Origin of the sequence: Ruminococcus sp. AM42-11, assembly GCF_003480145.1 — a bacterium.
Lineage (GTDB): Bacteria > Bacillota > Clostridia > Lachnospirales > Lachnospiraceae > Blautia_A > Blautia_A faecis.
In genome coordinates, this window is the sequence record NZ_QUIO01000006.1 from 101,938 (window position 1) to 126,939 (window position 25,002).

Here is a 25,002-nt window from a genome sequence, read left to right on the forward strand (position 1 = left end):
AAATTGGTGCATTTTGTGAATTTTCCATTAATAATGGTACATTTTTTATCATAATATCACAATTTTCTAATAATAACAAGAAAAAACATACCCCTTGCCTAATGAAAAATGTTACCTGTTACTGCTCACAACCTTCACAGTAATCGTTTCACACCTTTTTCATACAGCCAGGGGTATTATATCATATTTCATATTTTCAGGCGTAAACCTTATCTTCCTCCAGGAATCTGGCCTTACCATCCTTCACTTCTACCAGGTTAATGCTGCAGTTAGGCGGCACACATCCATGCCAGAAATGTTCAGGATCCTTGTACAGGTTCTGGAGAAGAGCCCGCACTGCACATCCATGGGAAGACACCAAAATCGTTTTGTCTGCCAGAGACGGATCCGAGGTTTTTTCAAGCCAGAATTCTCTGGTACGATCCAGGATATCCTGAATATTCTCTCCGTTTTCCGGACGCGGAAATTTCAGAGGATCCTTAAAAAACAGATCAAATTCTTCGCAGTTGGACTCCATAGTATTTCCAGTTCTCATAATGTGCCCTTCCAGAACCCCGAAATTAATTTCCTGAATCCTTTTATCCGGTATCACAGGAATATCACGGCCACCCAGAACTAACCGGGCAGTCTGTCTCGCACGGGTAAGAGGACTTGTAAAACAGATATCAAACTTTACATCCATCAGAGCCTCGCCCGTTCTTCTGGCAAGATCAATTCCCTCCTGAGCAAGAGGAATGTCTGCTGAACCCTGAGCCTTATGAAGGTGGTTCCAGGGCGTCAGACCGTGTCTTACAATATATAAAAGCATCAGCTTCTCAACTCGATTCCAAGGCCTTCCAGACCATTTAAAATTTTCTTCATTGCCGCAGAAATCTCGCTTTCTTCCAGGGTCTTATCGTGATCACGGAATACAAGCGCATAAGCCATAGACTTGTAGCCACCCTTGATCTGGCTTCCTTCGTAGATATCAAACAGCTGATAGCTCTCCAGGATCTTTCCGCCTCTCTGAGCAAGAATGTCCTCGATCTGACCTGCAAGCACCTGTTTCGGAACCAGCATACTGATGTCACGGGTTACTGCCGGATATTTTGCAATTCCGGTAAACTTGCGGTCAAAATTTACGAATTCAAGAACGCTCTTGATATCGATCATTGCGATATATGCGCGCTCCCCAATTCCATAATTATCTGCAACCAGCGGATGAACCTCTCCAAGGTAACCTACAACGGTTCCCTCGTATACCATATCGGCCTGTCTTCCAGGATGAAGAAATGGTTTTCCGCTTGCCGGATCATACTCCATTTTCTTCTTCATACCGATTTTTTCGAAGAACTCCTCACAAACGCCCTTCATGTCAAAGAAATCACCGGTTCCGTACATTCCAAGTGTAAACATGGTTCTTTCATCTGGAAGCTCGGTGAGTGGAAGTGCTTTCGGAAGATATACATTTCCAAGCTCATAAAGACGAACGTCTTTGTTTCTTCTGTTATAGTTAGTTGCCAGGGAAGAAAGCATTCCATTCAGTGTACTGGTACGCATAATGCTGTAGTCCTCGCCAAGAGGATTGCTGATGGTGATCACCTGACGAAGTACATTATCTTCTGGAATTCTCAGTTTGTCAAATACCTTCGGGCTCTCAAATGAGTAAGTCATGCCTTCTGAGAATCCGCAGTACTCTGCAATATCTCTTGCGATATTTTCAATGCGAAGCTTGAATGGCATTTTTCCTGTAGTAGCCTCACCGGATGGCAAAGTTGTAGGAATCTTGTCATATCCGTAGAAACGTGCAACTTCTTCTGCAACATCTGCCATGCAGTGGATATCCTGACGGAAAGTCGGTGCTACGATTTCATTTGTCTCCTCATCATAGGTAAGTTCGATCTTTGCAAGATAGCCAAGCATCTCTTCTTTGGAAAGATTTGTTCCAAGAAGACCGTTGATACGATCTGGTTCAAATTTTACACGGGATGGCTCGCTGACCTTATTGCAGATATCAACCATACCGCCAACAACCTCACCGGCACCAAGCTCTTCCATCAGCTGGCAGGCTCTGTCGATTGCAGCCTTTGCATTATTCGGATCAAGACCTTTCTCAAACTTACCGGAAGCATCTGTACGAAGTCCGATTCTCTTGGAAGAAAGTCTGATGTTTGTTCCATCAAAGCAGGCTGCCTCAAACAGAACTGTGTGTACGTCATCTGTGATCATGGAATTCTCGCCACCCATAATACCAGCGATTCCAACAGGTTTCTCACCATCGCAGATCATCAGGACGTTCTCGTCCATAATACGTTCCTGTCCATCCAGTGTGACAAATTTCTCATCTTTACTTGCACAGCGTACAACAATTTCATGTTTTGCAATCGTATCGAGATCGTAAGCATGCATTGGCTGTCCAAACTCTTCCATTACATAGTTGGTGATATCTACCAGATTGTTGATCGGGCGGATTCCATTGGAAGCCAGGCAGCGCTGCATCCATTTCGGAGATGGTCCGATCTTAACATTTTTTACAACTCTTGCACAGTAACGTGGGCAAAGCTCCGGTTTCTCTACAGTTACCTTTACGTAATCAGAAGCTTTTTCAGCATTTCCTGTCTCTTTAACTTCCGGAGGGTAAAATTTCTTACCAAAAGTAGCTGCTGCTTCTCTTGCAATTCCAAGAACACCATAACAGTCAACACGGTTGGACGTAATCTCATATTCAAATACAACGTCATCAAGTCCAAGAGCCTTAATAGCGCTCTCACCTACAACTGCGTTTTCCGGGAATATATAAATTCCATATTCCGGGGCTTCCGGATACATATCCCGGTTGCTTCCCAGCTCTTCGATGGAGCACATCATGCCGTTGGACGGTACTCCGCGAAGTTTTCCAGCTTTGATCCTGATTCCGCCAGGAGTCATTTTTCCATCATGTCCTCCGGCTACACGACCTCCGTCAAGAACAACCGGAACCTTGTCTCCCTCTTTTACGTTTGGAGCACCAGTAACGATCTGGATCACCTCAGATCCGATATTCACCTGGCAGATGATCAGCTTATCTGCATCCGGATGTTTCTCAATTTTCTCAATCTGTCCGATCACAATCTTTTCAAGGTCAGCATCAAGCCTGGTGAAGCCTTCTACCTTTGTACCTGACAATGTCATTGCATCTGTATATTCCTGTGCGGTTACATCAAGATCCGGCACATACATTTTCATCCAAGATAATGAAGTATTCATTTATTTAATCCTCTTCTCACTCTAATATTTATATTATGAAAGGTAACTGTTCAGTATCTTCACAGTTACACGCTTCGCGACGCCCAGAAATCAGAACTGTTTCAGGAAACGGACATCGTTTTCATAAAGCAGACGCATATCATCAATCTCATATTTCAGAAGCGCAATACGCTCAAGACCTACGCCAAATGCAAAACCAGTGTACTCTTCCGGATCGATTCCACACATGCGAAGTACATTGGGATGAACTGTTCCACAGCCAAGGATTTCGATCCAGCCGGATCCTTTACAGAAACGACAGCCTTTTCCGCCACATTTGAAGCAGGAAACATCAACCTCTGCACTTGGCTCTGTAAACGGGAAGTGATGTGGTCTGAATTTTGTTTTGGTTTCCGGTCCGAAAAGTTCTTTTGCAAATACTTCAAGAGTTCCTTTCAGGTCTGCGAACGTAATATTCTTATCTATTACAAGGCCTTCGATCTGATGGAAGGATGGAGAATGAGTTGCATCTACTTCATCAGAACGGAATACTCTTCCAGGTGCGATCATACGAATCGGCAGTTTGCCTTTTTCCATGGCACGTGCCTGAACCGGAGATGTCTGGGAACGAAGAAGTATGGAATTATTGATAAAGAAAGTATCCTGCTCGTCTCTTGCCGGATGATTCTCCGGAATATTCAGCTTGGTAAAGTTGTAATCTGCATATTCAACTTCCGGACCTTCTACAACTTCATAGCCCATTCCAATAAAAATGCGCTCAACCTCTTCCAGCGCAATGCTGTTGGGATGACGATGACCGATTCTGGATTTCTTTGCAGGTAGGGTAACATCGATTACTTCTGCTTTCATCTTCTCTTCTCTGACTGCTTCTTCCAGTTTCTGTCTGGACTCTTCAAGAAGACCTTCGATCTTAGCTCTGGTCTCGTTTACAAGCTGGCCAACCTTCGGTCTCTCCTCCGGGGAAACGTCTTTCATTCCTTTTAAGATTGCGGTAAGCTCTCCCTTTTTTCCAAGATATGCCACACGCACATCATTTAATTTATCCAGGCCTTCGGATTCTTCAATCCGTACTCTGGCGTTCTCAGCCAGTTCCTGAAGTCTTTCTTTCATATCCATGGTTCATTTCTCCTTTATTTTTATAATCTGCCAGATGAGGGGGGGGGAAGGAAGGTAAGAAAATATCTACATAGCAGATTTTTTCTTTCGTAAAGCGGATTGTTCAGCGCTCGCGCTCCAAGGACTTTACAATGCGAAAAACCCGCTTTGCGTATTTCCTACATTTTCGCGGCAGTCACCAAGTTCTCACCCAAGCGTGGACTTTGACTCTTGCTCGTGAAAATAAAAAAGCTCCGTCCCCAACAAAAGGGACGAAGCATATTCCGCGGTACCACCCTGATTCCTGTATATACAGGCTCTCCCGCCGCTTAACGCGCAGCTTCACGTCGCTTCCTACTGAAATTTCAGAAACGCGGCTCCGGTGCGAAACTCAGAAACTATCTGAACTTAAGGAAGCTTACAGCCGGTGGCTTCCTCTCTCTGAAAGAAAATAATTTCCTAAAAACACCTTCCTGGCTTTTTCTCTTTTATAACTATGCCACATCAGAGTGAATCTGTCAAGAGGTTAATTTGTCTGTTGCTCTTCCTTCTTTTTCTCAGCTGAAGCTTTCATCTCAGTCTTTTTCTTTCTTCCATTCTCTTTTTCCAGATATTTTTTCTTCTCTTTATTAAGCTCTTTTTCCGCCTCATCGCGCTCGCGGCTGAGCATTTCCCTCATGGATGCCTGGGCCATTCTGAACTGTTTTTCAAAATAAGCGTTGATCTCTGCTCCATACAGCAGCAGATTCATACAGATATACAGCCACAGCATCACCATGATCAACGCAGTCAGGCTTCCATACATATTACTGAAGCCTGGAAACATGTCAAAATAAATAGAAAAGAAATAGGAAAACAGGGACCACCCTGCTGCAATCAGAAGAGCTCCCGGCACCTGACTTTTAAAAGTAGCTTTACGGTTTGGAAGCATTTTATACAAAATCAGAAAGATCAGAAACAGTCCGGCAAATACAAGCGCCGTCCTGGCTCCAATGATCTTTCCGATAATTCTCCCAAGGAATGGAACGTACTTTCCTGCCATAATCTGAATCTGATTTCCAAGAACCAGAAGCAGAAGACTTGCAATAATTGCAATGCTGAACAGAAATGTATAAACAACTGCATACATTCTGGTAATCAGCCAGTTACGGGTCTCATGGACGTGATAAATGCTATTCAGTCCGTTCGTAAGGGATTGCATGGCTTTTCCTGCAGACCACAATGCCATGATAGCAGAAATCGGAACTACCGCCGTGCTTCTGCCATATACTTCTGATACAATGGTAAGCACAAAATTCTGTATATTGTGGGGCACAAATGCCCGGATGGTTTCGCTGACCATATTGTATGTTAAAGGTGTATATCGAATTATAGTCGTGAGAAACAGAATAAACGGAATAAAAGACATAATCAGGAAATATGCTGCCTGTGCCGCATAAGCTCCCACATGGTCTCCATTTGCCCTGTCCATAAAACCGAACAGAAGCTGGAGAACGCTCTGTTTTTCTTTCTTCTTATCCATATGATTGCTCCTGTTACATTTTCGTAATCATTTTTTGTATCATATCACGAAACATGCTTTCTGTCTACTTTTTCCTGGTGTTACTGTTCTTTCCGTTCACAGCAACAATTACTGTTCACTCCATAATCAGTAAACGCTTCGCGATGCACAAAAAGACGAACCTTCCTGTGACAAGCACAAACAGCAGCGTTTGCTGCGCAAACTTAATTCTCGGGTTTTCTGTGAACTTTGTTCACAAAAATACCTTGCAAAATGTCATGTTTCCCGCTTTGACAGGTTATTCCCCACCACTTCCAACGTAATATCCTTAAAAAAATAATTTAGGATTTCCTGCCAGCCATAGCCTTCCCTGGCCATTTCATTTGCCCCGTTCTGGCTCATTCCCACACCGTGGCCATACCCTTTCCCCTGAATCTGTACTGCCTTACCGGATTTCACGTTCAGTTCAAAATAGGCACTTGGCAGAAGATTACTGCCGTTCACAATACTTCCATCTTTTTCTGTAATCAAACACCCTGCCGGGGAAAGAAATTGCCGTATTTCATATTCGCCTTCCAGCTGTATACTTTTATTTTCCGTCACAATCTCCATTCCCGTAACTGCACCACTGATATTCTTTTTAATAACCTGAAGTCCTATAAATTTCCCACTGCCTTCCAGATTTCCCGATCGTTTCTCCAAAGTTTCCCAGGGAATTTCCACGCTCCAGCTGCTCCATGGCATATTCTGGTCAAAATCACATTCTACACTTTTCAGATAAGCTGCTGACCTGTCTGCTCCCCATATCTCATCTGTGCTTGTCCTGCCTGCTGATGTAGAAAAATAATAAGCCGTGATCGGTTCTCCATTCTGGCATAGGATCTGACCTTTTGTATCCTGTACTGCTTTATTTGTTCTTTTATCTGCCCCAAAATTGTTGTAAACCTGATAATTCACGCTGTCATCTACATCCGCCCCATATTTTTCCAGACTGTTTTCCTGTATCTGGCAAACTGCATAGGTTCTGGCACATACTGCCTGGGCCATCAATGCCTGTTCTTCATAGGATGCAGGCATTTCACTTGGGACTACAGCTTCCAGATAAGCTTCCAGGGACAATTCATTAATAATCAGCAGCCCCTGCGCTGTCTTTTTAATTTCCAGAGTTCCATAATAAACAGGAGGATTCTGAGCTCTTTCAATAGAGGGAATCGCAATGCCATCAGTTCCCCCGTCCAGAAGCAGACTATCATTCTGGAGTTCCCGTGAATCCGGGGTGTAGGTATGTTCTTTTCCTTTTTGTTCTATGGTTACTGACTGGTGATAACAGGATTGCCAGGACGAGTCTGTGAGCAGAACGCGAATGGAAGGCTCTCGTTGTTGCACCTTGTTTTCGTCGGTTTCCTTTTTCTTTTCTTTCTGCTCCCTTTTGGCACTTTCTTCACTCCTCTTGTTCATTTCTGCGGCTTTTCCAAACAAAAGCAGCCAGCCCAGCAGTACAATCAGAAAATAATTCAATCCATAAAAAAATCTGGTCTTCTTCATACAAAAGTATATGAAGAAAACCAGACAAAAATATCTGTATTGTAATTATTTTCTTACGTCAAATTTATATGCAGTAAAAGACTGATACTTCTCACCAGCTTCAAGTACTGGTGAATGGAATGCTTCCACATTTACTGCATTTGGTTCAACCTGTGTCTCAAGGCAGAAGCCTTCACGCTTGTTGTAAACATGTCCATTCTTACCCTTCTCATCAATAACAAAATTACCGGCATAGAACTGCACACATGGACAATCCGAAATCACATCCATCGTAATACCAGAGGTCTCATTGTAAGCAACTGCAACCGTTCTCCGACTGCCTTTCGCGTAATTGTCAGTCACATAATTGTGGTCATATCCGCCAGTGTACTTCAGCTGCTGGAAGTCTGCCTCGATTTCCTGGCCAATCTTTTTCGCCTTATTAAAATCCATAGGAGTACCCTCTACTGCTGCATATTCGCCTGTAGGAATAGAGAACTCATCCACCGGATTATAATCTCTGGCATGGATCGTAAGATATGTATCAAGAACCTTGCCGCTTCCCTCCCCTGTAAGGTTGAAGTAGGAATGGTTGGTCATATTTGCCAGTGTCGCCTTGTCACTGATTCCGCTATAGTAAATCTGCAGGGTATTGTCCTCTGTAAATTCATATGTAACAGACACCTGGAATTCTCCCGGGAATCCATTCTCGCCATCCGGGCTGATTCTGGAAAAAGTAATGGCATTTTTGTCAGAATCTGTATTCTTAACAGTCCAAATCTTCTTCTCGAAGCCATTGGGGCCGCTGTGAAGATTATTGTCATTCTCATTCTTGTCAAGCTGGTATTCCTGTCCATAAAGGGAAAATCTGGCACCTGCGATACGGTTTCCGCTTCTTCCTATGATCGCACCAAAGAAGCAGCCATTTACTTCGTACTGCTGAACATCGTCATAACCAAGCACTACATCTGTAAGCTCCCCATCTTTGTCCGGAACGCAAAGCTTCACAAGAATGGCACCGTAATCCATCACTTCTGCATATGCACCGGATTTATTCTCCAAATGGTATAAAGTAATCTCTTCCCCAGAGGTTAAGTTTCCAAATTTCTTTGCTGTAACACCCATATTACCTGCCTCCCTGTTCTAAAAAATCCCAGAATGCCGTTCCCTTTCTTTTGACGCCTAGCTAACCGCTAGGTGGGTATCCTCAACAGGACTTCTGCCTACCACAACGAGAGGTCTGACATCCGCACTGCGATATTGGATTCCCTTGATGTCAATGTAGGTTCAAAAATAAAAGGGGCCTCGCACATCCCAGGATTCATTTTTCTAAAAATAATTATACTCTAGTATATACTGTTTTTCAACAGAAAATGCACAAATTCTTTTTACTGATTTTTAACTGATTTTTAGAATCTCTTTCACAGTTGCAGGCATATCTTCTGCATCAACTACCCGGTCATGAAGTACTGGTGCAGTACGGATATCGTTGACTGCCTTCGGAACTGCCACCCCGGAAAGCTTCTCAAGTGCGTCTGCAAGCCCGAAATCATCCAGATTCTCATGTCCCTCGGAGATTGCATCCATAACACTTCTGGTAAACTTGTATGGACTTGCTGTAGAAGCAATAACTGCCGGAATCTTATCTCCGGTATCTTTCACATATTTTTTGTATACGCCAGCAGCAACTGCAGTATGTGTATCAATCACATAATCACTTGTCTTATATACTTCGCGGATAGCTTCCTTCGTCTCTTCTTCGGAGCAGTAGTTTCCATAGAAATCCTTCAGCTGGGCTTTCATCTCAGGTGTAATAGTGTATTCACCACCCTTGGAAAGATTTTCCATAAGTTTTGCACACTCCTCAGGATTTCCGCCTGTAATGCGATAGATCAGGCGCTCCAGATTGCTGGAAATCAAAATATCCATAGATGGAGAACTGGTAAGGATAAAATCTCTCTTTCTATTGTATGTACCTGTGGAGAAGAAATCAAACAGAACCTTGTTCTCATTAGAAGCACAAATCAGCTTGTTCACCGGAAGTCCCATCTGTTTTGCATAAAATGCTGCCAGAATGTTTCCAAAATTTCCTGTAGGAACTACTATATTGATCTCCTGTCCGGCTTCGATCTTGTTCTGGCGCACCAGCGCAGCATATGCATATACATAATAAACGATCTGGGGAACAAGACGTCCAATGTTAATGGAGTTTGCAGAAGAGAATTGGAATCCAGCCTGGGAAAGCTCTGCTGCCAGTTCTTTATCATTGAACATTTTCTTTACAGCTGTCTGGGCATCGTCAAAATTACCTGTGATACCCACAACGTAAGTATTGGCACCTTTCTGGGTTACCATCTGCTTCTCCTGGATCGGGCTTACGCCATGTTTCGGATAGAATACAATAATCCTGGTTCCCGGAACATCGGCAAAACCTGCAAGTGCTGCTTTTCCAGTATCTCCGGAGGTCGCAGTCAGGATAACGATTTCATTTTTTACATTATTCTTTCTTGCTGCAGTCGTCATAAGATATGGCAAAATGGAAAGTGCCATGTCTTTAAATGCAATTGTAGGACCATGGAAAAGTTCCAGATAATATGCCCCGTCAGCTTCCTTAAGAGGTGCGATCACATCTGTGTCAAACTTCTTGTCATATGCTCGGTTGATACAAGTGCGCAACTCTTCTTCTGTAAAGTCAGTAAGAAGGCGGCTCATTACCTGATAAGCAGTTTCCTGATAAGTCATTCTGGAAAGTTCATCCATAGAAACATCAAGTGCCGGAATCTGTGTTGGTACAAACAGTCCTCCATCTTCAGAAAGTCCCTTTAAAATAGCCTGGGAAGCGGTTACCGGTTCTCCTTTTCCTCTGGTGCTCTGGTACATTACCTGCATTTGTTATTCCTGCCTTTCGCTATTGTTATGAGGTACACATTCCGGAATCTGTAACCTTCCGACAGTCATCCTCTCTTTGTTATCATATTTTAACTTTACAGGTATTATACATACTTCACCGTGCTAAATCAACACCCAATTTGAAAAAGCCACCTGGAATTGTAATTTCCTGGCGGCTTATATCTCTTTATTACAGAATGTTACTGTTATTAAAATATTATTTTTTCACCATCTGAACAACATTTGTGTCATCTTCTGAGGTTTCATTCTCAGTGTTCTGTGACTTAGCTTCATCCGGGTAGGTGTAAAACTCGTGAACACCATATTTAAATAATTTTTTTAAATCCTTATCAAACCAGGACACGTTCTTTTTGTCCGCAGCAGAACGCTGAACAAAGAACAGAGCTCCTTCTGAATAGTCAGTTCCCTCTAATGCCTGTTTCACAGCTTCCCTGGTCTCATCTGTTACCGTTACTTCATAAAACTTACCATCGTAAACAGGTGAAAACTGAGGAATTCCATTTCTCTGATCCAGAATAACACCTGTAATGGTATCTGGAAATTCCTCATGGGAAAGGCGGTTCATAATTACATTTGCGATCAGTACACGACCTTTAATGTCCTCTGTGCCCGCCTCTGCCTCTACTATATGAAGCAGGTTATCATAATCTGCGTCCGACATGATCTTCGGATTTGCAGACATGGATACTGCAGCTGCATCAAGGCTCGCAACTGTATCAGCCATAGAGTCCCCTACATTCAGCTCATCCACGTTTCCTTTTATCTGCTTCACGCGCTGGCCTACCATGACTCTCTCGCATGAAGTTCCAATTCTTGTTACAGATGTTCCTGCTGAAGGAGTATCTGCAACACTGGTTACCATACCGGCAATTCCGGTAGGCAGATCATACTCTACACTTCCAAGGTCAGTCCAGGCATCCGCGGATCTGTTCTCTTTGTCCGAAGCTGCATATACCTGGCTCCGTGGACCAAACTCTGCCACCTTCGTTCCAACTGCCAAAATCATTGCCAACGTGGCGCAGGCGCTAAGAGCTACAAAATTATGTACAAGAGCATTTCCATTCTTTTTTTTCTGGGCATCGCTCTTGCAAGTTGTTACATGTTGTAAACTTCTTTTTAATTTCATATTCTTCTTTCCTTGCACTTCTGTTATGTTTTGATTTCTTTTATTATTTATTCTGTAACATTTCTGTAATTTATAGGAAAATTATATTTAATAAATTCCAAAATGTCAAGTTTTTTTTGCTTTCTATAGCTTTTTTCTCTAAAAACAGGTAAAAAAAGAAAGGCAACAAGAAAGAAATAGGATGATTCATTCAAAAATCATGTAATATTTTTGATAAATTTACCCTGTTTCTATTTGTCCCCTTTTATTCTTAGGTATGGTTATTTCTCCCCTTCTTATGGATTTTATTATAGCTTTTCTTTTTCTGTTCGTCAAACCTTTTTTATCGCCGAATTCTGACAAAAAGCGCCGTTACCTTTCAAAGCAGCAAACCACCGCACAGTCTTTTTTATGAACTGATTTGCGGTGGTTTGTCTTTTTGTTATCAAATATGCTTCTTATTATAAATAAGGTTTAAACAAATCTCTCAGCGGTTATTAATTGCTGTTACAAGTGCATCAATGGAAGCACGGATAATATCCGGGTCTACGCCTGCTCCCCACGCCATAGTTCCGTCAGGTTTCTTGATTCCAACATATGCTATAGCCTTGGAACTGGAGCTGCGCTCTAACGCATGTTCCTGGTATACTTCCAGAGAATACTTCAATTCGTATGCTTTCTTCAGGGCATTGCTCACTGCGTCAAGACGTCCATTTCCCACAGCCTCTGTGCTAATTGTTTTTCCATTAAATGTGGAGGTTACCTTAGTTGTAATTCCCTCGCTCGTCTGCTGGAAGTGCACTTCATTAATGCTGTACGGCTGTCCCACATTCTCAAAAGTCTTTTTGAACAGATCAAAGATTTCATCTGGATGAAGCTCTTTATGAAGGTGATCAGAAACACCCTTGGCTGCGTAACCCATTGCCTCACGCATTTTTGGCGGAAGGTTCAGACCGTATTTTGTTTCCAGAATGTAGCCTACGCCGCCTTTGCCAGACTGGCTGTTGATACGGATAACATCTGCATCATAATTACGTCCAACATCTGTGGGATCAATTGGCAGATACGGAACTGTCCAGCGGTTCGGATCTTTTTCCTCGATCCAGCGCATACCTTTGGCAATTGCATCCTGATGGGAACCAGAAAATGCTGCAAAAACAAGTGCTCCACTGTATGGACTTCTCTCTCCAACTGTCATTCCCGTGCAACGCTCATACACCTCGCAGATGTGAGGCATATCGGAGAAGTCAAGCTTCGGATCTACTCCCTGGGAATACATGTTCATTCCAAGTGTTACAATATCAACATTACCAGTACGCTCTCCGTTTCCAAAAAGAGTTCCCTCGATACGGTCTGCTCCGGCAAGAATTCCCATTTCAGAATCTGCCACACCACAACCTCTGTCATTGTGAGGATGTAAGGAAACGATTACATTTTCACGGCGAAGCATATGTTTGCACATATATTCAACCTGACTCGCATATACATGCGGCATGGAATGCTCCACTGTTACCGGAAGGTTGATGATACATTTATTGTCCGGAGTTGGCTGCCATACATCGATAACTGCATTGCAGACCTCAAGGGCATATTCCGGCTCAGTTCCTGTAAAGCTCTCCGGGCTATACTCGAACTGGAAGTTTCCTTCTGTCTGTTCAGCCAGTTCTTTTAATAATTTCGCACCTTCTACGGCAATCTTTAAAATCTCTTCTTTGGATTTCTTAAATACCTGTTCACGCTGTGCAACAGATGTGGAATTGTATACGTGAACAATAGCTTTAGGCGCACCTTTTACGGCTTCAAAGGTTTTACGGATAATATGCTCTCTTGCCTGAGTCAGTACCTGGATCGTAACATCTTCAGGAATCAGTTTGCGATCGATCAGGGTACGAAGGAACGTATACTCTGTCTCGGAAGCAGCTGGAAATCCTACTTCAATCTCTTTAAACCCAATCTGTACAAGAAGTTTGAAAAACTCAACCTTCTGTTCCAGGCTCATTGGGATGACAAGTGCCTGGTTTCCGTCACGAGGTCTACAGAACACCATGCAGGTGCCTTGTCAATATAGTCCTTTTTTGCCCAGTCCATACAGATTTCTGGTGGAAGATAATACTGTTTTTTGTATTTGCTTACATTCATCATTTTTTATTCCTCCATATTGTAAATTTAATTTTTCTCTTTTCTGTGACGGAAGGATTCTTTGTCTGCTGGGTCAGAGCTCAGTCTGATAAAGCAGCTTTATGTGGTATTAAATTCCAATGGAATTACTATCACATAAAAAAAGTCCTCCAGCTCTGCACACATACAGGTGCAAGAGACGGAAGACATACATCTTACGCGGTACCACTCTTATTTCATGAATAGAATCCATACACTTATCGGATACGGGATTACTCCTTATATCCTTTCCCTGTAACGGTGGAATCCGGCTGTGTCTACTCTCGCTTCTTCTAATCATTCGAAGTAATTTCAGACAGCTGCTCCAAGGCGAGTTCTACAGTTTCCTTCCGTCATCTCACACCACCCGATGACTCTCTGCGCTCCGGTACCTGTGTACTACTCCTTATCAAAGCATTTCTCTTATATGTTCTTTGTGGTTATTACCTTAACATTTTTCAAGTCACTTGTCAATGACTAATCGGGGCAACAGGATTTGAACCTGCGACCTCACGGCCCCCAGCCGTGCGCGCTACCAAGCTACGCCATACCCCGCGAACAGTTGATATTGTATCAAATGTTATAATAAAAATCAACAGTTTTTTCAAAAAACAAATTAAAATCGTCTGTAAGTGTTACTGTGAACGGAGCAGACGGGTAACCCATGTATAACGCCCCTATCCAATTATGAAAGAACCTTGAACGTAGGTAAAACTGCAATTTTATTGAGAAAAATCACAGAAATCAAAGTTTTCGTCCATATTTCTCCCATATACCAAAAGACCTTGACAGCTGGTTTTCCCAGTCCATCAAGGTCAGTTTTTATGCTTGGACAAATTTCTATTGATTGGGCGATTTGCTCTTTAACAGGATATTTTACTTTGCCTGTTAACAATTATATTAATGCTGTGCATTAATATAATTAACAAGTCCTTCCGCCTTAATGATCTTCTGCATAAATTCCGGGAAGGCCTGCCCCTTAAATTCAGTTCCTTTGGTGCGATTGTAGATCATGCCAGAATCAAAATCCACCTCTACCTCATCCCCCTCATCAATGCCCTTGCTTGCTTCCGGGCACTCAATGATCGGAAGTCCAATGTTGATTGCATTTCTGTAAAAAATTCTGGCAAATGTCTCTGCGATAACACAGCTGACACCAGCTGCCTTAATAGCGATCGGCGCATGTTCACGGGAAGAACCGCAGCCAAAATTCTTAGTTGCTACAATAATATCACCCTTCTGTACTCTTTTTACAAAAGTATTATCAATATCCTCCATGCAATGAGTTGCCAGTTCTGCCGGGTCTGAAGAATTCAGATAACGTGCCGGAATAATAACATCTGTATCAACATTATCTCCATATTTAAAAGCTCTGCCTTTTGCCTGCATGATAAGTACTCCTCCTTATAATCCTAATTCTTCCGGTGCACAAATATAACCGGTTACTGCACTTGCTGCAGCTACTGCCGGGCTTGCCAGGTAAACTTCAGACTCCACATGTCCCATACGTCCTACAAAGTTGCGGTTAGTAGTAGAAATGCAGCGCTCACCAGCGGCCAGAATACCCATGTATCCACCAAGGCACGGTCCACAGGTAGGTGTACTTACAACTGCTCCAGCCTCAATGAAAATCTTAAGAAGCCCCTCTTCCATTGCCTGCAGATAAATTGCCTGAGTCGCAGGAATCACAATACAGCGAAGCCCTTTCTTAACCTTGCGTCCCTTCAGAATCTGAGCTGCAACACGAAGGTCGTCAATACGGCCATTCGTACAGGATCCGATTACAGACTGGTCTACAACAACCGGCTCTCCAATCTCAGAAATGGTCTTAGTGTTCTCTGGTAAATGAGGGAACGCAACGGTTGGTTCCAATGTGCTAAGATCAATTGTGTACTCAGCTTCATAAACAGCATCCTCATCAGCCTCGTATGCTGTATACGGGCGCTTGGAATGCTCTTTCATATATTCGATTGCAAGATCATCAACCGGGAAAATTCCATTCTTTCCGCCAGCCTCAATTGCCATATTAGCAATAGTAAAACGGTCGTCCATAGACAGGTTTTTAATTCCCTCTCCCACGAACTCCATAGATTTATAAAGAGCTCCGTCCACGCCGATCATTCCAATGATATGTAAGATCACATCCTTACCGCTTACCCATTTTTTCGGTTTGCCAACGATGTTAAATTTAATGGCAGACGGTACCTTAAACCATGCTTTTCCTGTAGCCATGCCAGCTGCCATATCAGTGCTTCCGACACCAGTGGAAAAAGCTCCAAGAGCTCCATATGTACAGGTGTGTGAATCAGCTCCGATAATCACATCGCCTGCAACTGTAAGACCTTTTTCCGGAAGGAGCGCATGCTCAATTCCCATCTGTCCTACATCAAAATAATTGGTGATATCGTGGCGACAGGCAAATTCACGAACACATTTACAGTGCTCAGCAGACTTAATATCCTTATTCGGAATAAAGTGATCCATTACCAGTGCAATTTTATCTTTGTCAAATACGGTATCTACCGTCATCTTATCCATCTCATGGATAGCTACCGGAGAAGTGATATCGTTTCCAAGAACAAGGTCAAGCTGTGCCTCTATAAGCTGTCCTGCTTCTACATGATCCAGACCTGCATGCGCTGCCAGGATCTTCTGAGTCATTGTCATTCCCATTTTAGTATTCCTCCTGATTCATTGTATGTTGATATTTTAGCACACTTTCTGTTATAATAAAAATACATATTAATCATAGTTATTATAATTTGTAGTTATATATCACTGTTTACTGGTGCTATTCTGTAAGGTATTATTTTGAGCGTAGTTCACAAAAACCTGAGAAACTTGGCGAAAAATCATTCGAATGCGTGATTTTTGTACATTGTAAGATATGTTGTCATGGACAAGGGTAAGCAATATTGTTATATATTCAGGAGGAATTTATGCAGGAAAATCTGTCTCTTTATCATATATTTTACACAGTCAGCCGCACTGGCAATATCTCAACTGCTGCTAAGGAGCTGTACATCAGCCAGCCTGCCATCAGCCGCGCCATTAAGAAGCTGGAAAGCAATCTGGACACCACTCTTTTCAAGCGCAGTTCCCGAGGCGTAACACTCACTCCTGACGGTCAGATTCTATATGAAAAAGCAAAAGGAGCCTTCGACCTTCTTTCCGAAGGAGAAGATTCCATTCTTCACAATCGCTCCAGAGAGATTCCCAGGCTGCGCATCGGTGCCAGCACCACTTTATGCAAATATGTACTTATGCCCAGGCTGAAAGATTTCATAGCTGCCAATCCGCAAATCCGTATTACAATCTCCTGCCAGTCCACCTACCAGACCCTGAAACTTCTTGAAGAAGACAAAATAGACATCGGCCTGATCGGACGACCGCAGAAGCTATCCGGATACGAATTTTTGCCTCTGCTGCAGATCCAGGATACCTTTGTCGCTACACATCAATACCTGGAGAATCAGCACCAGCTTTTTCCATCAGAACCCCTTCAGCACACTGCTACTTTCATGCTTCTTGACGAACAGAATATAACCAGACAGTCCGTCAATACCATGCTTCATGAGCACCAGATGCAGCTTGGTCACATTCTGGAAGTCAGCTCCATGGATCTTTTAATCCAGTTTGCGCAGGTAGGCTTGGGAATTGCCTGTGTGATCAAAGAATTTGTGCAAAATGATCTTAATAAAGAAATACTTGTGGAAGCGCCTCTGGGGCTGACTTTCCCATCAAGGGAAATCGGATTTGTATGCAAGAAAGGGAGCGAAAATCAGAAGCTTCTGACACAACTGGCAGAAATCTAGAGAAATTCCGCTTCGCTACACCGAAGTAGCGCAAAAAAATCCGGGTTTCCCCGGATTTTTACGGGTCCCTTCGGCTCCGCTTCGCTGCACCGAAGTAGCGCAAAAAAAATCCGGGTTTCCCCGGATTTTTTTGCTTAGTTATTAATAAGCTTATCTTCGCCGTTCCAGCTGTAGAGTTTACGGATTTCTTCGCCAACTTTCTCAGATGGATGCTCAGAAGCTTTCTTTCTCATAGCTTTGAAATGAACCTGACGTCCAGCTGGGCTCATATCAAGCAGGAAGTCTTTTGCGAAAGTACCATCCTGGATATCGGAAAGGATTTTCTTCATTGCTTTCTTTGTATCTTCTGTAATGATCTTCGGTCCTGTGATGTAGTCACCGTACTCAGCTGTGTTGGAGATGGAATATCTCATTCCAGCGAAGCCTGACTGATAAATCAGGTCTACGATCAGCTTCATTTCGTGAATACACTCGAAGTATGCATTTCTTGGGTCATAACCAGCCTCGCAAAGAGTCTCGAAACCAGCCTGCATAAGTGCACAAACACCACCGCAAAGTACTGCCTGCTCTCCAAAAAGGTCTGTCTCTGTCTCTGTACGGAATGTAGTCTCAAGAAGTCCTGCTCTTGCACCACCAATAGCAAGTCCGTATGCAAGTGCTTTGTCAAGTGCTTTTCCTGTGTAATCCTGCTCAACAGCTACCAGACAAGGAGTTCCTTTGCCAGCCTGATACTCGCTTCTTACTGTATGTCCTGGTGCTTTTGGAGCAATCATGGTAACATCTACATTCTTTGGCGGAACAATACATCCGAAATGAATGTTGAAACCATGAGCAAACATAAGCATATTGCCTTCCTCAAGGTTTGGCTCGATATCTTTCTTATACATATCAGCCTGTTTCTCATCATTGATCAGAATCATGATGATATCAGCCTTCTTTGCAGCCTCAGCTGCTGTATATACTTTAAATCCCTGCTCTTCAGCTCTCTTCCAGGATCTGCTGCCTTCATAAAGACCGATAATGACGTCACATCCGGACTCCTTCAGGTTCAGTGCGTGAGCATGTCCCTGGCTGCCGTAACCGATAATTGCGATTGTTTTTCCATCTAATAAAGAGAGATTACAATCTTCCTGGTAAAAAATTCTTGCTGACATTTTCGTTTCCTCCTACTGTGTTAAAACTTAAAAATATATATCGTTAAGGGAATATATATGCATATCCTGTGTATGATTATTCATTCCAGAAATACGCCCCTTAGCAAACCAAATAAATAATCCTGCCTTCAGAATTCTCCGCCTGTGGCGGATTGCCTCTTGCGGCATCTGCCTGATCAGCGCTTCCGCAATTACAAAAATTTCACCCCATGAGAGCCTCTCTCAAGACCCATAACACCGGCACGTGCCAGTTCCAGAATCTCGTAATCTCCCATAAGATTAATAAATGCCTCCAGCTTGGTCTTGCTGCCTGTCATTTCTACAATGAGAGAATCCTTGCTCACATCTACAACCTTGGCACGGAAAATATCCGCAATGGAAACAATTCCCTGTCTCTGCTCCGGTGCGGCTGCAACCTTCACAAGAACAGTCTCACGAACTACGCTGTCAGATGGATCCAGGACTTTGATATCCCTTACATCAACAAGCTTCGCAAGCTGTTTCACAATCTGATCAAGAATTGCGTCATCTCCGCTGCACACTACTGTAATGCGAGTATAATTCACATCCGCTGTAACTCCGGCAGTGATACTGTCAATATTATAACCACGACGGCTGAACATTCCGGCGATCCGGCTGAGTACACCTGACGTGTTGTCAACTAGTAAAGATAAAATCTTATTTTGCATAAATATAATCCTGCTTTCGTGCTTCAGATTGATATGGTTATCATTATAACAACATAATTTATTTTGTCAATGCTACACTTCAAAAAAGTTTTAATGTTTTATAGCATTAAAGCATTTTTATTCATATAACACACTTTCATTTCACTATTAACATATTTACACAGTATGAAGTATCTATATTTTACGTAAATATTTTATATCAGATATTTACTCTGCAGGTCTGTCACTGTCTTTTGGTTCAGATAAAGTCCTCTTCTCAAAAAACGCTCCACATTTCCATATTCCGCATAAATCGTACGAAACATTCTGTCCAGATATTCCTCTTTTACCCTGAAAAGCGCTGATACTTTATTTACATTTGCAATACTGTCCAGTCTATTTGCCTCAAGGTAACGCAGCATATAATCCAGTTCTCCTGCCAGGCACACATTGGAACGTATAAAATCCTCCCGGATCACATCTCTGTGAACTCCAAGAGCACAAAGAAGAAGGGCTGTCACTACCCCCACTCTGTCTTTTCCGAAGCTGCAGTGCCAGAGAGCAGCACCATTTTCGTGATGCAGCAGTACATCCATAAATCTGGCACATTGTTTCACTGAATACTGATCCTTTACAAAATTCTCATACTGCTGCTCGATCAGACTCTCTATATCGCCATCATACTCCAGAACCTTTTTCAACATATCATTTGTCTGCAGTATTCCCAAAACACTTTTCGGAGAATCACTGATAGTCTCTTCATCGATCATGGGGATGTGATAATATTCCACTCCCTTTACCACAATGTCCGGTCTTTCATTTCGTTCCAGCTGGTCTCTGAGATCAATCACGGTCTTCAGCTTGCAGTCCTCCTGCAAAACATGCTGATCAGCCATAGAAGCATGATAAAGATTTCCGCTTCGAATAAGCTTTCTGGGAAGGATATGACGCCCATCCTTTGTGGCGATTGCCCCAAGATCTCTTGTATTGGAAAGACTCTGCATCGTAATCCGTCCGCCCTTAGGAAATCCGGTAGCCATTTCCGGATTGAAAAGTTTCAGAATCCGCAGGCAGTCCTGTGCCTCATGCTCCGTCATCTCAAACTGATATCGCTTCTTTCTCCTGGTAATGATCACCAGATAATTAGAGATCATCTGCTTCACTGCTTCTTCTGCGTTTTCGCCTTCCCGATGGATATACGCCCAGACAATATCTCTGCAAGGAAGATTATTCTGTATCATATGTCTGAAAAAGATCAGGTTTCCATCTTCTACGCGAATCTTACCGTATCTCATATTTCTCCTCCATTCGTTGCCTTTCATTCTTACGATACCACAGAAAACAAAATTTGACAATTATTGGAAAAAGTTTATAATCAAAAAAGATATGTCGGGGTTACTGTGAACAGAATGAACAGCAACATGTTGACAAACTTAGAAAGGTGAATTTTTTATGGATAATCTGATTTTTTGCCTCAATGCAACCATTCCTATTTTTTTGACCCTTATGCTGGGTTATTTTCTTCGAAAAATTAATCTTTATGATGATTCCTTTGTTGCACAGATGAACAAATTTGTATTCAAGGCAGCCTTACCCGCACTTTTGTTTATGAATGTGGCTGAATCAGATTTTATTAAAGTTTGGGATACAAAGTTTGTTCTCTTTTGTTTTGGCGCTACGTTTTGCAGCATTGCCATTTCTATCGGTCTTTCCTTCCTGCTGAATCCAAGGGACATACAGGGAGAATTTGTCCAGGCCTCTTACCGCAGCAGCGCGGCAATCCTCGGCATTGCTATCATCCAGAACCTTTATGGAGATGCCGGTATGGCACCTCTTATGATCATAGCAAGCGTTCCTCTCTATAATGTAATGGCAGTCATGGTTCTCTCTTTTATGAAGCCTGACAATCAGGGAATGAACAAACAGATGCTCCTAAAAACCTTAAAAGGAATTGCCAGCAACCCTATTATTCTTGGAATCCTGGCAGGTCTTATCTGGTCTGTCCTTCGTCTGCCTCTTCCAACGATCCTTTCCAGTACTGTCAATAACCTCGGAAAAACAGCCACACCTCTTGGACTGATGGCCATGGGTGGTGCCCTTCATTTTGGAAAAGCTTTTTCCAGATTAAAAGCAACTATCGCCTGCACTTTTATGAAGCTGATCGGCTTTTGCACCATTTTTCTTCCAGTTGCTGTCAGACTTGAATTTACCCATGACAAGCTGGTTGCCATTCTGATCATGCTTGGTTCTGCTACCACAGTAAGCTGTTATATCATGGCAAAAAACATGGGGCACGAAGGGTCTTTTTCCTCCAGTGTCATTATGCTCACTACATTATTCAGTGCTTTTACTCTCACTATCTGGCTGTTCATTTGCAAAAGTTTAGGATTGATTTAATGGATTCTGTTACATATCCTTGTCAATGCCAGACAGTATTTCATACAATGCCTCCAGGCTATATGGCAAAATATCCTCATCAATCTGAAATTTCGGATGATGCAGCGGATAACCCTTATCAGGAATTCCTGCCAGAAATACACTGAACAAGCCCTTTGTATGTAAAAAATACCGATAGGCATTGTCTCCGGACAAAAACAGCTGCTCCTCGCCTTCCAGAAGAAACTGCTCTCCAAATATCTTCCTTCCTGCAGTTTCCGCAATCCTGGTAAGCTCCGGATCATTTGCAAAAGGCAGAACTGCAGGCTTTGGATATTCCAACTCGATCCTTGTTCCCGTCTTTGCTTCTATTTCATTCAAGGTTTCCTTCAGCCGCTTATCCAGCGCCTGGTAATCTTCTTCGTAAGCAGCCCGGATATTTCCCCGAAGAGTCACAAGATCTGTAATAATATTAGAGTATTCTCCACCATGAATGGTTCCGATTCCGATCAGGCAGGGACCTTTTCCTTTATACGTTTCATTAAGATCATGAAGGGCTTTTACCACCAGAGAAGCCGCATAAATACTGTCAATTCCTTTATGAGCCTCACACCAGTGGCTGGATTTTCCATGAACACGGATTTCCATGCCATTGATCATAGCCGAAGCCTGTCCCTCATGCACTGCCATTCCAAAAGACTGATCCACTGCGTAATGAAACATGAGAAAAATATCTGGTTCTCCATCAAGGGCACCTGCTGCCAGCATTCGCTTTGCACCTTCACCGATTTCTTCGGCAGGTTCAAAAAGAAACCGCATCCGCACTGGAAAAACCTCTCCCTCTTCCGCCAGAATCCTCGCCAGCACCAACGCCGAAGCCACGATGCCATCATGACCACAGGCATGCATGACTCCGGCATTTTCCGATGCGTAAGACAGTCCGGTTTGTTCCTGTATAGGAAGTGCATCCATCTCTGCGCGAAGCACAACTTTCTTTTGCCGGCAAAAGCTGCCTCATCCTGACAGGGATGCTCCGCAATGATCCCCGTAGGCTCCACAATCCGAAACCGATAGCCTAATTTTCCCAGATACTCCTGTATAAAAGCAGATGTCTCAAACTCCTGAAGCCCCAGTTCCGGATGCCTGTGGAAATGACGCCGCAATCTGATCAGCTCTTCTTTGTATTTTTCAAATTTACATTGGTAATTTAATCGCTCTGCCATATTTTATCCTTTACCCTTATCTCGGAGTACGCGAATTGTCTGAAATGATCTAAAGTAACAGCTAAATCAATCCCAGGTGCTCCAACCCGTTTTTAATTCCATAATGAAAAATATCCGTTGTCACGTAATCAGCCAGCTTCTTGATTCCAGGCGCCGCATTTCCCATTGCCACCTTCGTCTTTGCATATTCGAACATAGACAGGTCATTATTGCTGTCACCAAATACAATGGTATCCTCATGTGCAATATCAAAAATCCTGCATACAGCCGCAATGCCAACAGCCTTGGAAAAGCCTTTCGGGATCATCTCAATGGTATCCCCGGCAAGACCTTCCCCTACATGGCCAATAAACTCATAATAGTCCTCAAGCTCCGCACAGGCCTTCTCAGGATCACTTCCCGGCACGATCTTAGAACTGATCTTATTAATATGAGGTCGTGTTCATACCCCTTAACAGGACGCCACTTAGCCCCCAGAGCCTTTGTGATCAGATCAGCATACCAGTTAATATCTGTATTATACTCATCCTTATCGTAGTACATCCAATCAGCACCCTCCATCACCGGAATCATGCCATATTTCCGAAGCACCTCCACCGAATGCCATGCTGCCTCCGTGGTCATTTCCTTGTTAAAAAGCCTTTTGCCATCTTTCTCAATGGTACATCCACAGGCACTGATCATTCCCGTAAAAGGGATCTGTTCCAGATAATCAGGCACAAACGCCCTGCTTCTTCCTGTACACAGCCATGCCTGATGGCCATTCTTCACCAGTTTTGTAATCGCCTCTACAGCACTGGCCGGTGTCCCTTTTTCAATATCACAGATCGTACCATCAGCATCAAAAAACACTGCTTTTTTGTGAATCTGCTGTCCACTTCCTGTAGAAGAAGCACCTTCATAACTTCCCTTGAAAATGTTATCAGGCATAAAATACCCCCGCAAGCTTTACAAAGTCGCAGGTATCTTTCACACCGGCAGTCTCATAAGGAGAATGCATAGCCAGCTGCGGCAGTCCAATATCTACTGTATTTAAAGCCACCTGCGTATTGGAAATATTTCCCAGAGTGGAGCCGCCGGCTACGTCCGAACGATTCACGTAAACCTGACAGGATACCCCTGCCTCTTTACAGAGTTCCTTAAACATCGCTGCCGAAATACCATCTGTGCAGTACTTCTGGTTCGCATTATACTTCACCGCAATTCCGGCATTAATATGCGGTCGGTTCACCGGATCCGCCTTCTCAGGGTAGTTCGGATGAATCGCATGTGCATTATCCGCAGAGATCATAAAGCTCTTTGCCAGAGAGATCAGATAATCCTCGTAGCTTCTTCCAAGCCCCAGATTAATACGAAGGAGGGTATCCCGAAGGAAAGTAGATGCAGCCCCCTGCCTGGTGCCGCTTCCCACCTCTTCATTATCCATTACCATATGTACACAGATGCTCTTCTCATTTTTTCCAGCAATCAGTCCTTCCATAGAGGAAAAAGCGCACTGCAGATCATCCAATCTTGGCGCAGAGACAAATTCCTCCTCACTGCCCCAGACAGTACCAGGCATGCGGTTATAAAGGAACAGATCATGTCCCAGAATATCCTCTTCTTTCACCCCTGCAGCCTCTGCCACAGTTTTAAAGAAAGATCCCTTAGCGCTCTCCAGGCCATAAAGAGGAAGCATATCCTTCTGCACATTATACTTATAACCGCTGTTCGCCTCACGATTCATATGGATAGCCAGATTCGGGATCATCAACATATCCTTGTCCACAGTCACAAGCTTCTCACAAATCTGTTCATCCTCCTTCACGATCAGACGTCCAGCCACAGAAAGGGGGCGGTCAAACCAGGGAGCCAGAAGCGCACCACCATAAAGTTCCACATTCAGCTTCACATACCCATTTTCCACCATCTCTGGATTCTCCTTGATCTTCAAAGACGGGGAATCACTGTGGCTTGCAATAATATGGAACACGTCGCTGGAAATCTCCGGCACGGTAAATGCAATGATTGCCGAATGATTCCGGATCACAAAATACTTCCCACCGTTTTTTATCTCCCAGTGCTCATCTTCCTTTAACTCTGTAAATCCATTCTCCGTAAATCTTGTTTTCATCATCTCCACTGCCTGAAATGCAGTAGGGCTCTCTTTGATAAATGTAAGTAATTTCTCTGCTGTATGATTCATTTCTAAACTCCTAAATATTTTTCTATACTTTTCCCTTTGCCACACCCCCGCAATCGTTTTGCGA

At 43.2% G+C, this 25,002-nt stretch carries 19 protein-coding genes, 1 tRNA gene, 1 other RNA gene, 1 pseudogene and 2 other annotated features; of the genes and pseudogenes, 2 read left to right on the forward strand and 20 right to left on the reverse strand.

Going from position 1 to position 25,002, the window contains the following annotated elements; translation table 11 throughout:
• Nucleotides 1-196: 196 nt before the first annotated feature.
• From DW904_RS05635 to leuC, 13 genes and pseudogenes are all read right to left on the reverse strand, one after another.
• The gene (locus DW904_RS05635) at nucleotides 197-808 is read right to left on the reverse strand and encodes a histidine phosphatase family protein (RefSeq protein ID WP_118578458.1); all 612 of its coding nucleotides are present in this window, start codon (nucleotides 806-808) and stop codon (nucleotides 197-199) included.
• The gene (pheT, locus tag DW904_RS05640; protein ID WP_118578459.1) at nucleotides 808-3,225 is read right to left on the reverse strand and encodes a phenylalanine--tRNA ligase subunit beta; all 2,418 of its coding nucleotides are present in this window, start codon (nucleotides 3,223-3,225) and stop codon (nucleotides 808-810) included. The genes DW904_RS05635 and pheT overlap by 1 nt, the downstream gene beginning before the upstream one ends.
• Nucleotides 3,226-3,315: 90 nt before the next feature.
• A complete protein-coding gene (gene pheS, locus DW904_RS05645; protein WP_118578487.1) occupies nucleotides 3,316-4,335 on the reverse strand; it encodes a phenylalanine--tRNA ligase subunit alpha in 1,020 nt (339 codons plus the stop codon).
• A gap of 250 nt (nucleotides 4,336-4,585) precedes the next feature.
• Nucleotides 4,586-4,804: a binding site (T-box leader), on the reverse strand.
• Between the two features lie 42 nt (nucleotides 4,805-4,846).
• Entirely contained in the window at nucleotides 4,847-5,842 is a 996-nt protein-coding gene (locus tag DW904_RS05650) for a YihY/virulence factor BrkB family protein (protein WP_118578460.1), read from the reverse strand.
• Between the two features lie 255 nt (nucleotides 5,843-6,097).
• Nucleotides 6,098-7,279, reverse strand: coding sequence for a SpoIID/LytB domain-containing protein (locus DW904_RS05655; protein WP_118578488.1), 1,182 nt, complete (start codon nucleotides 7,277-7,279; stop codon nucleotides 6,098-6,100).
• Nucleotides 7,280-7,411: 132 nt separating this feature from the next.
• Nucleotides 7,412-8,470 (reverse strand): aldose epimerase family protein, encoded by a 1,059-nt coding sequence (locus tag DW904_RS05660; protein ID WP_118578461.1) that lies wholly within the window; start codon nucleotides 8,468-8,470, stop codon nucleotides 7,412-7,414.
• A gap of 21 nt (nucleotides 8,471-8,491) precedes the next feature.
• Nucleotides 8,492-8,669: non-coding RNA, 6S RNA (gene ssrS / locus DW904_RS05665), on the reverse strand.
• A gap of 74 nt (nucleotides 8,670-8,743) precedes the next feature.
• The gene (gene thrC / locus DW904_RS05670) at nucleotides 8,744-10,234 is read right to left on the reverse strand and encodes a threonine synthase (protein WP_118578462.1); all 1,491 of its coding nucleotides are present in this window, start codon (nucleotides 10,232-10,234) and stop codon (nucleotides 8,744-8,746) included.
• A gap of 217 nt (nucleotides 10,235-10,451) precedes the next feature.
• On the reverse strand, nucleotides 10,452-11,381 hold the full coding sequence (locus DW904_RS05675; protein WP_118578463.1) for a cell wall hydrolase: 930 nt from the start codon (nucleotides 11,379-11,381) through the stop codon (nucleotides 10,452-10,454).
• 466 nt (nucleotides 11,382-11,847) lie between these two features.
• Nucleotides 11,848-13,502: pseudogene (locus DW904_RS05680) on the reverse strand (2-isopropylmalate synthase).
• Nucleotides 13,503-13,670: 168 nt separating this feature from the next.
• Nucleotides 13,671-13,939 (reverse strand) — a binding site (T-box leader).
• 59 nt (nucleotides 13,940-13,998) lie between these two features.
• Nucleotides 13,999-14,072: transfer RNA gene (locus DW904_RS05685), tRNA-Pro, on the reverse strand.
• Between the two features lie 345 nt (nucleotides 14,073-14,417).
• Complete coding sequence (gene leuD, locus DW904_RS05690; protein ID WP_118578464.1) at nucleotides 14,418-14,906, reverse strand: 3-isopropylmalate dehydratase small subunit; 489 nt, start codon at nucleotides 14,904-14,906, stop codon at nucleotides 14,418-14,420.
• A 15-nt stretch (nucleotides 14,907-14,921) separates the two neighbouring features.
• Entirely contained in the window at nucleotides 14,922-16,190 is a 1,269-nt protein-coding gene (leuC, locus tag DW904_RS05695) for a 3-isopropylmalate dehydratase large subunit (RefSeq protein ID WP_118578465.1), read from the reverse strand.
• A gap of 266 nt (nucleotides 16,191-16,456) precedes the next feature.
• On the opposite strand from leuC, the gene DW904_RS05700 reads away from it, so the two are divergent.
• Nucleotides 16,457-17,332 carry a LysR family transcriptional regulator gene (locus tag DW904_RS05700; RefSeq protein ID WP_118578466.1) on the forward strand — a complete coding sequence of 292 codons (876 nt, stop codon included), beginning with the start codon at nucleotides 16,457-16,459 and terminating at the stop codon, nucleotides 17,330-17,332.
• Between the two features lie 134 nt (nucleotides 17,333-17,466).
• Here the strand turns inward: DW904_RS05700 and ilvC are convergent, their stop codons facing one another.
• The 3 genes from ilvC to DW904_RS05715 form a co-directional block, all read right to left on the reverse strand.
• Entirely contained in the window at nucleotides 17,467-18,486 is a 1,020-nt protein-coding gene (gene ilvC, locus DW904_RS05705; protein WP_118578467.1) for a ketol-acid reductoisomerase, read from the reverse strand.
• Between the two features lie 191 nt (nucleotides 18,487-18,677).
• On the reverse strand, nucleotides 18,678-19,175 hold the full coding sequence (gene ilvN, locus DW904_RS05710; protein ID WP_118578468.1) for an acetolactate synthase small subunit: 498 nt from the start codon (nucleotides 19,173-19,175) through the stop codon (nucleotides 18,678-18,680).
• 194 nt (nucleotides 19,176-19,369) lie between these two features.
• Nucleotides 19,370-20,449 (reverse strand): tyrosine-protein phosphatase, encoded by a 1,080-nt coding sequence (locus DW904_RS05715; protein WP_118578469.1) that lies wholly within the window; start codon nucleotides 20,447-20,449, stop codon nucleotides 19,370-19,372.
• Nucleotides 20,450-20,606: 157 nt separating this feature from the next.
• Between DW904_RS05715 and DW904_RS05720 the strand changes: the two genes are divergently transcribed.
• A complete protein-coding gene (locus DW904_RS05720; protein ID WP_118578470.1) occupies nucleotides 20,607-21,551 on the forward strand; it encodes an AEC family transporter in 945 nt (314 codons plus the stop codon).
• Nucleotides 21,552-21,560: 9 nt separating this feature from the next.
• On the opposite strand, the gene DW904_RS05725 is transcribed toward DW904_RS05720, so the two are convergent.
• The 4 genes from DW904_RS05725 to DW904_RS05735 form a co-directional block, all read right to left on the reverse strand.
• Nucleotides 21,561-22,517 carry an amidohydrolase gene (locus DW904_RS05725; protein ID WP_118578471.1) on the reverse strand — a complete coding sequence of 319 codons (957 nt, stop codon included), beginning with the start codon at nucleotides 22,515-22,517 and terminating at the stop codon, nucleotides 21,561-21,563.
• Between the two features lie 297 nt (nucleotides 22,518-22,814).
• Nucleotides 22,815-23,159, reverse strand: a complete 345-nt coding sequence (locus DW904_RS23640) for an HAD hydrolase family protein (protein ID WP_243110311.1) — start codon at nucleotides 23,157-23,159, stop codon at nucleotides 22,815-22,817.
• On the reverse strand, nucleotides 23,090-23,683 hold the full coding sequence (locus DW904_RS23645) for an HAD hydrolase family protein (RefSeq protein WP_243110312.1): 594 nt from the start codon (nucleotides 23,681-23,683) through the stop codon (nucleotides 23,090-23,092). The genes DW904_RS23640 and DW904_RS23645 overlap by 70 nt, the downstream gene beginning before the upstream one ends.
• A complete protein-coding gene (locus DW904_RS05735) occupies nucleotides 23,676-24,938 on the reverse strand; it encodes a M18 family aminopeptidase (RefSeq protein WP_118578472.1) in 1,263 nt (420 codons plus the stop codon). The genes DW904_RS23645 and DW904_RS05735 overlap by 8 nt, the downstream gene beginning before the upstream one ends.
• Between the last annotated feature and the right edge of the window lie 64 nt (nucleotides 24,939-25,002).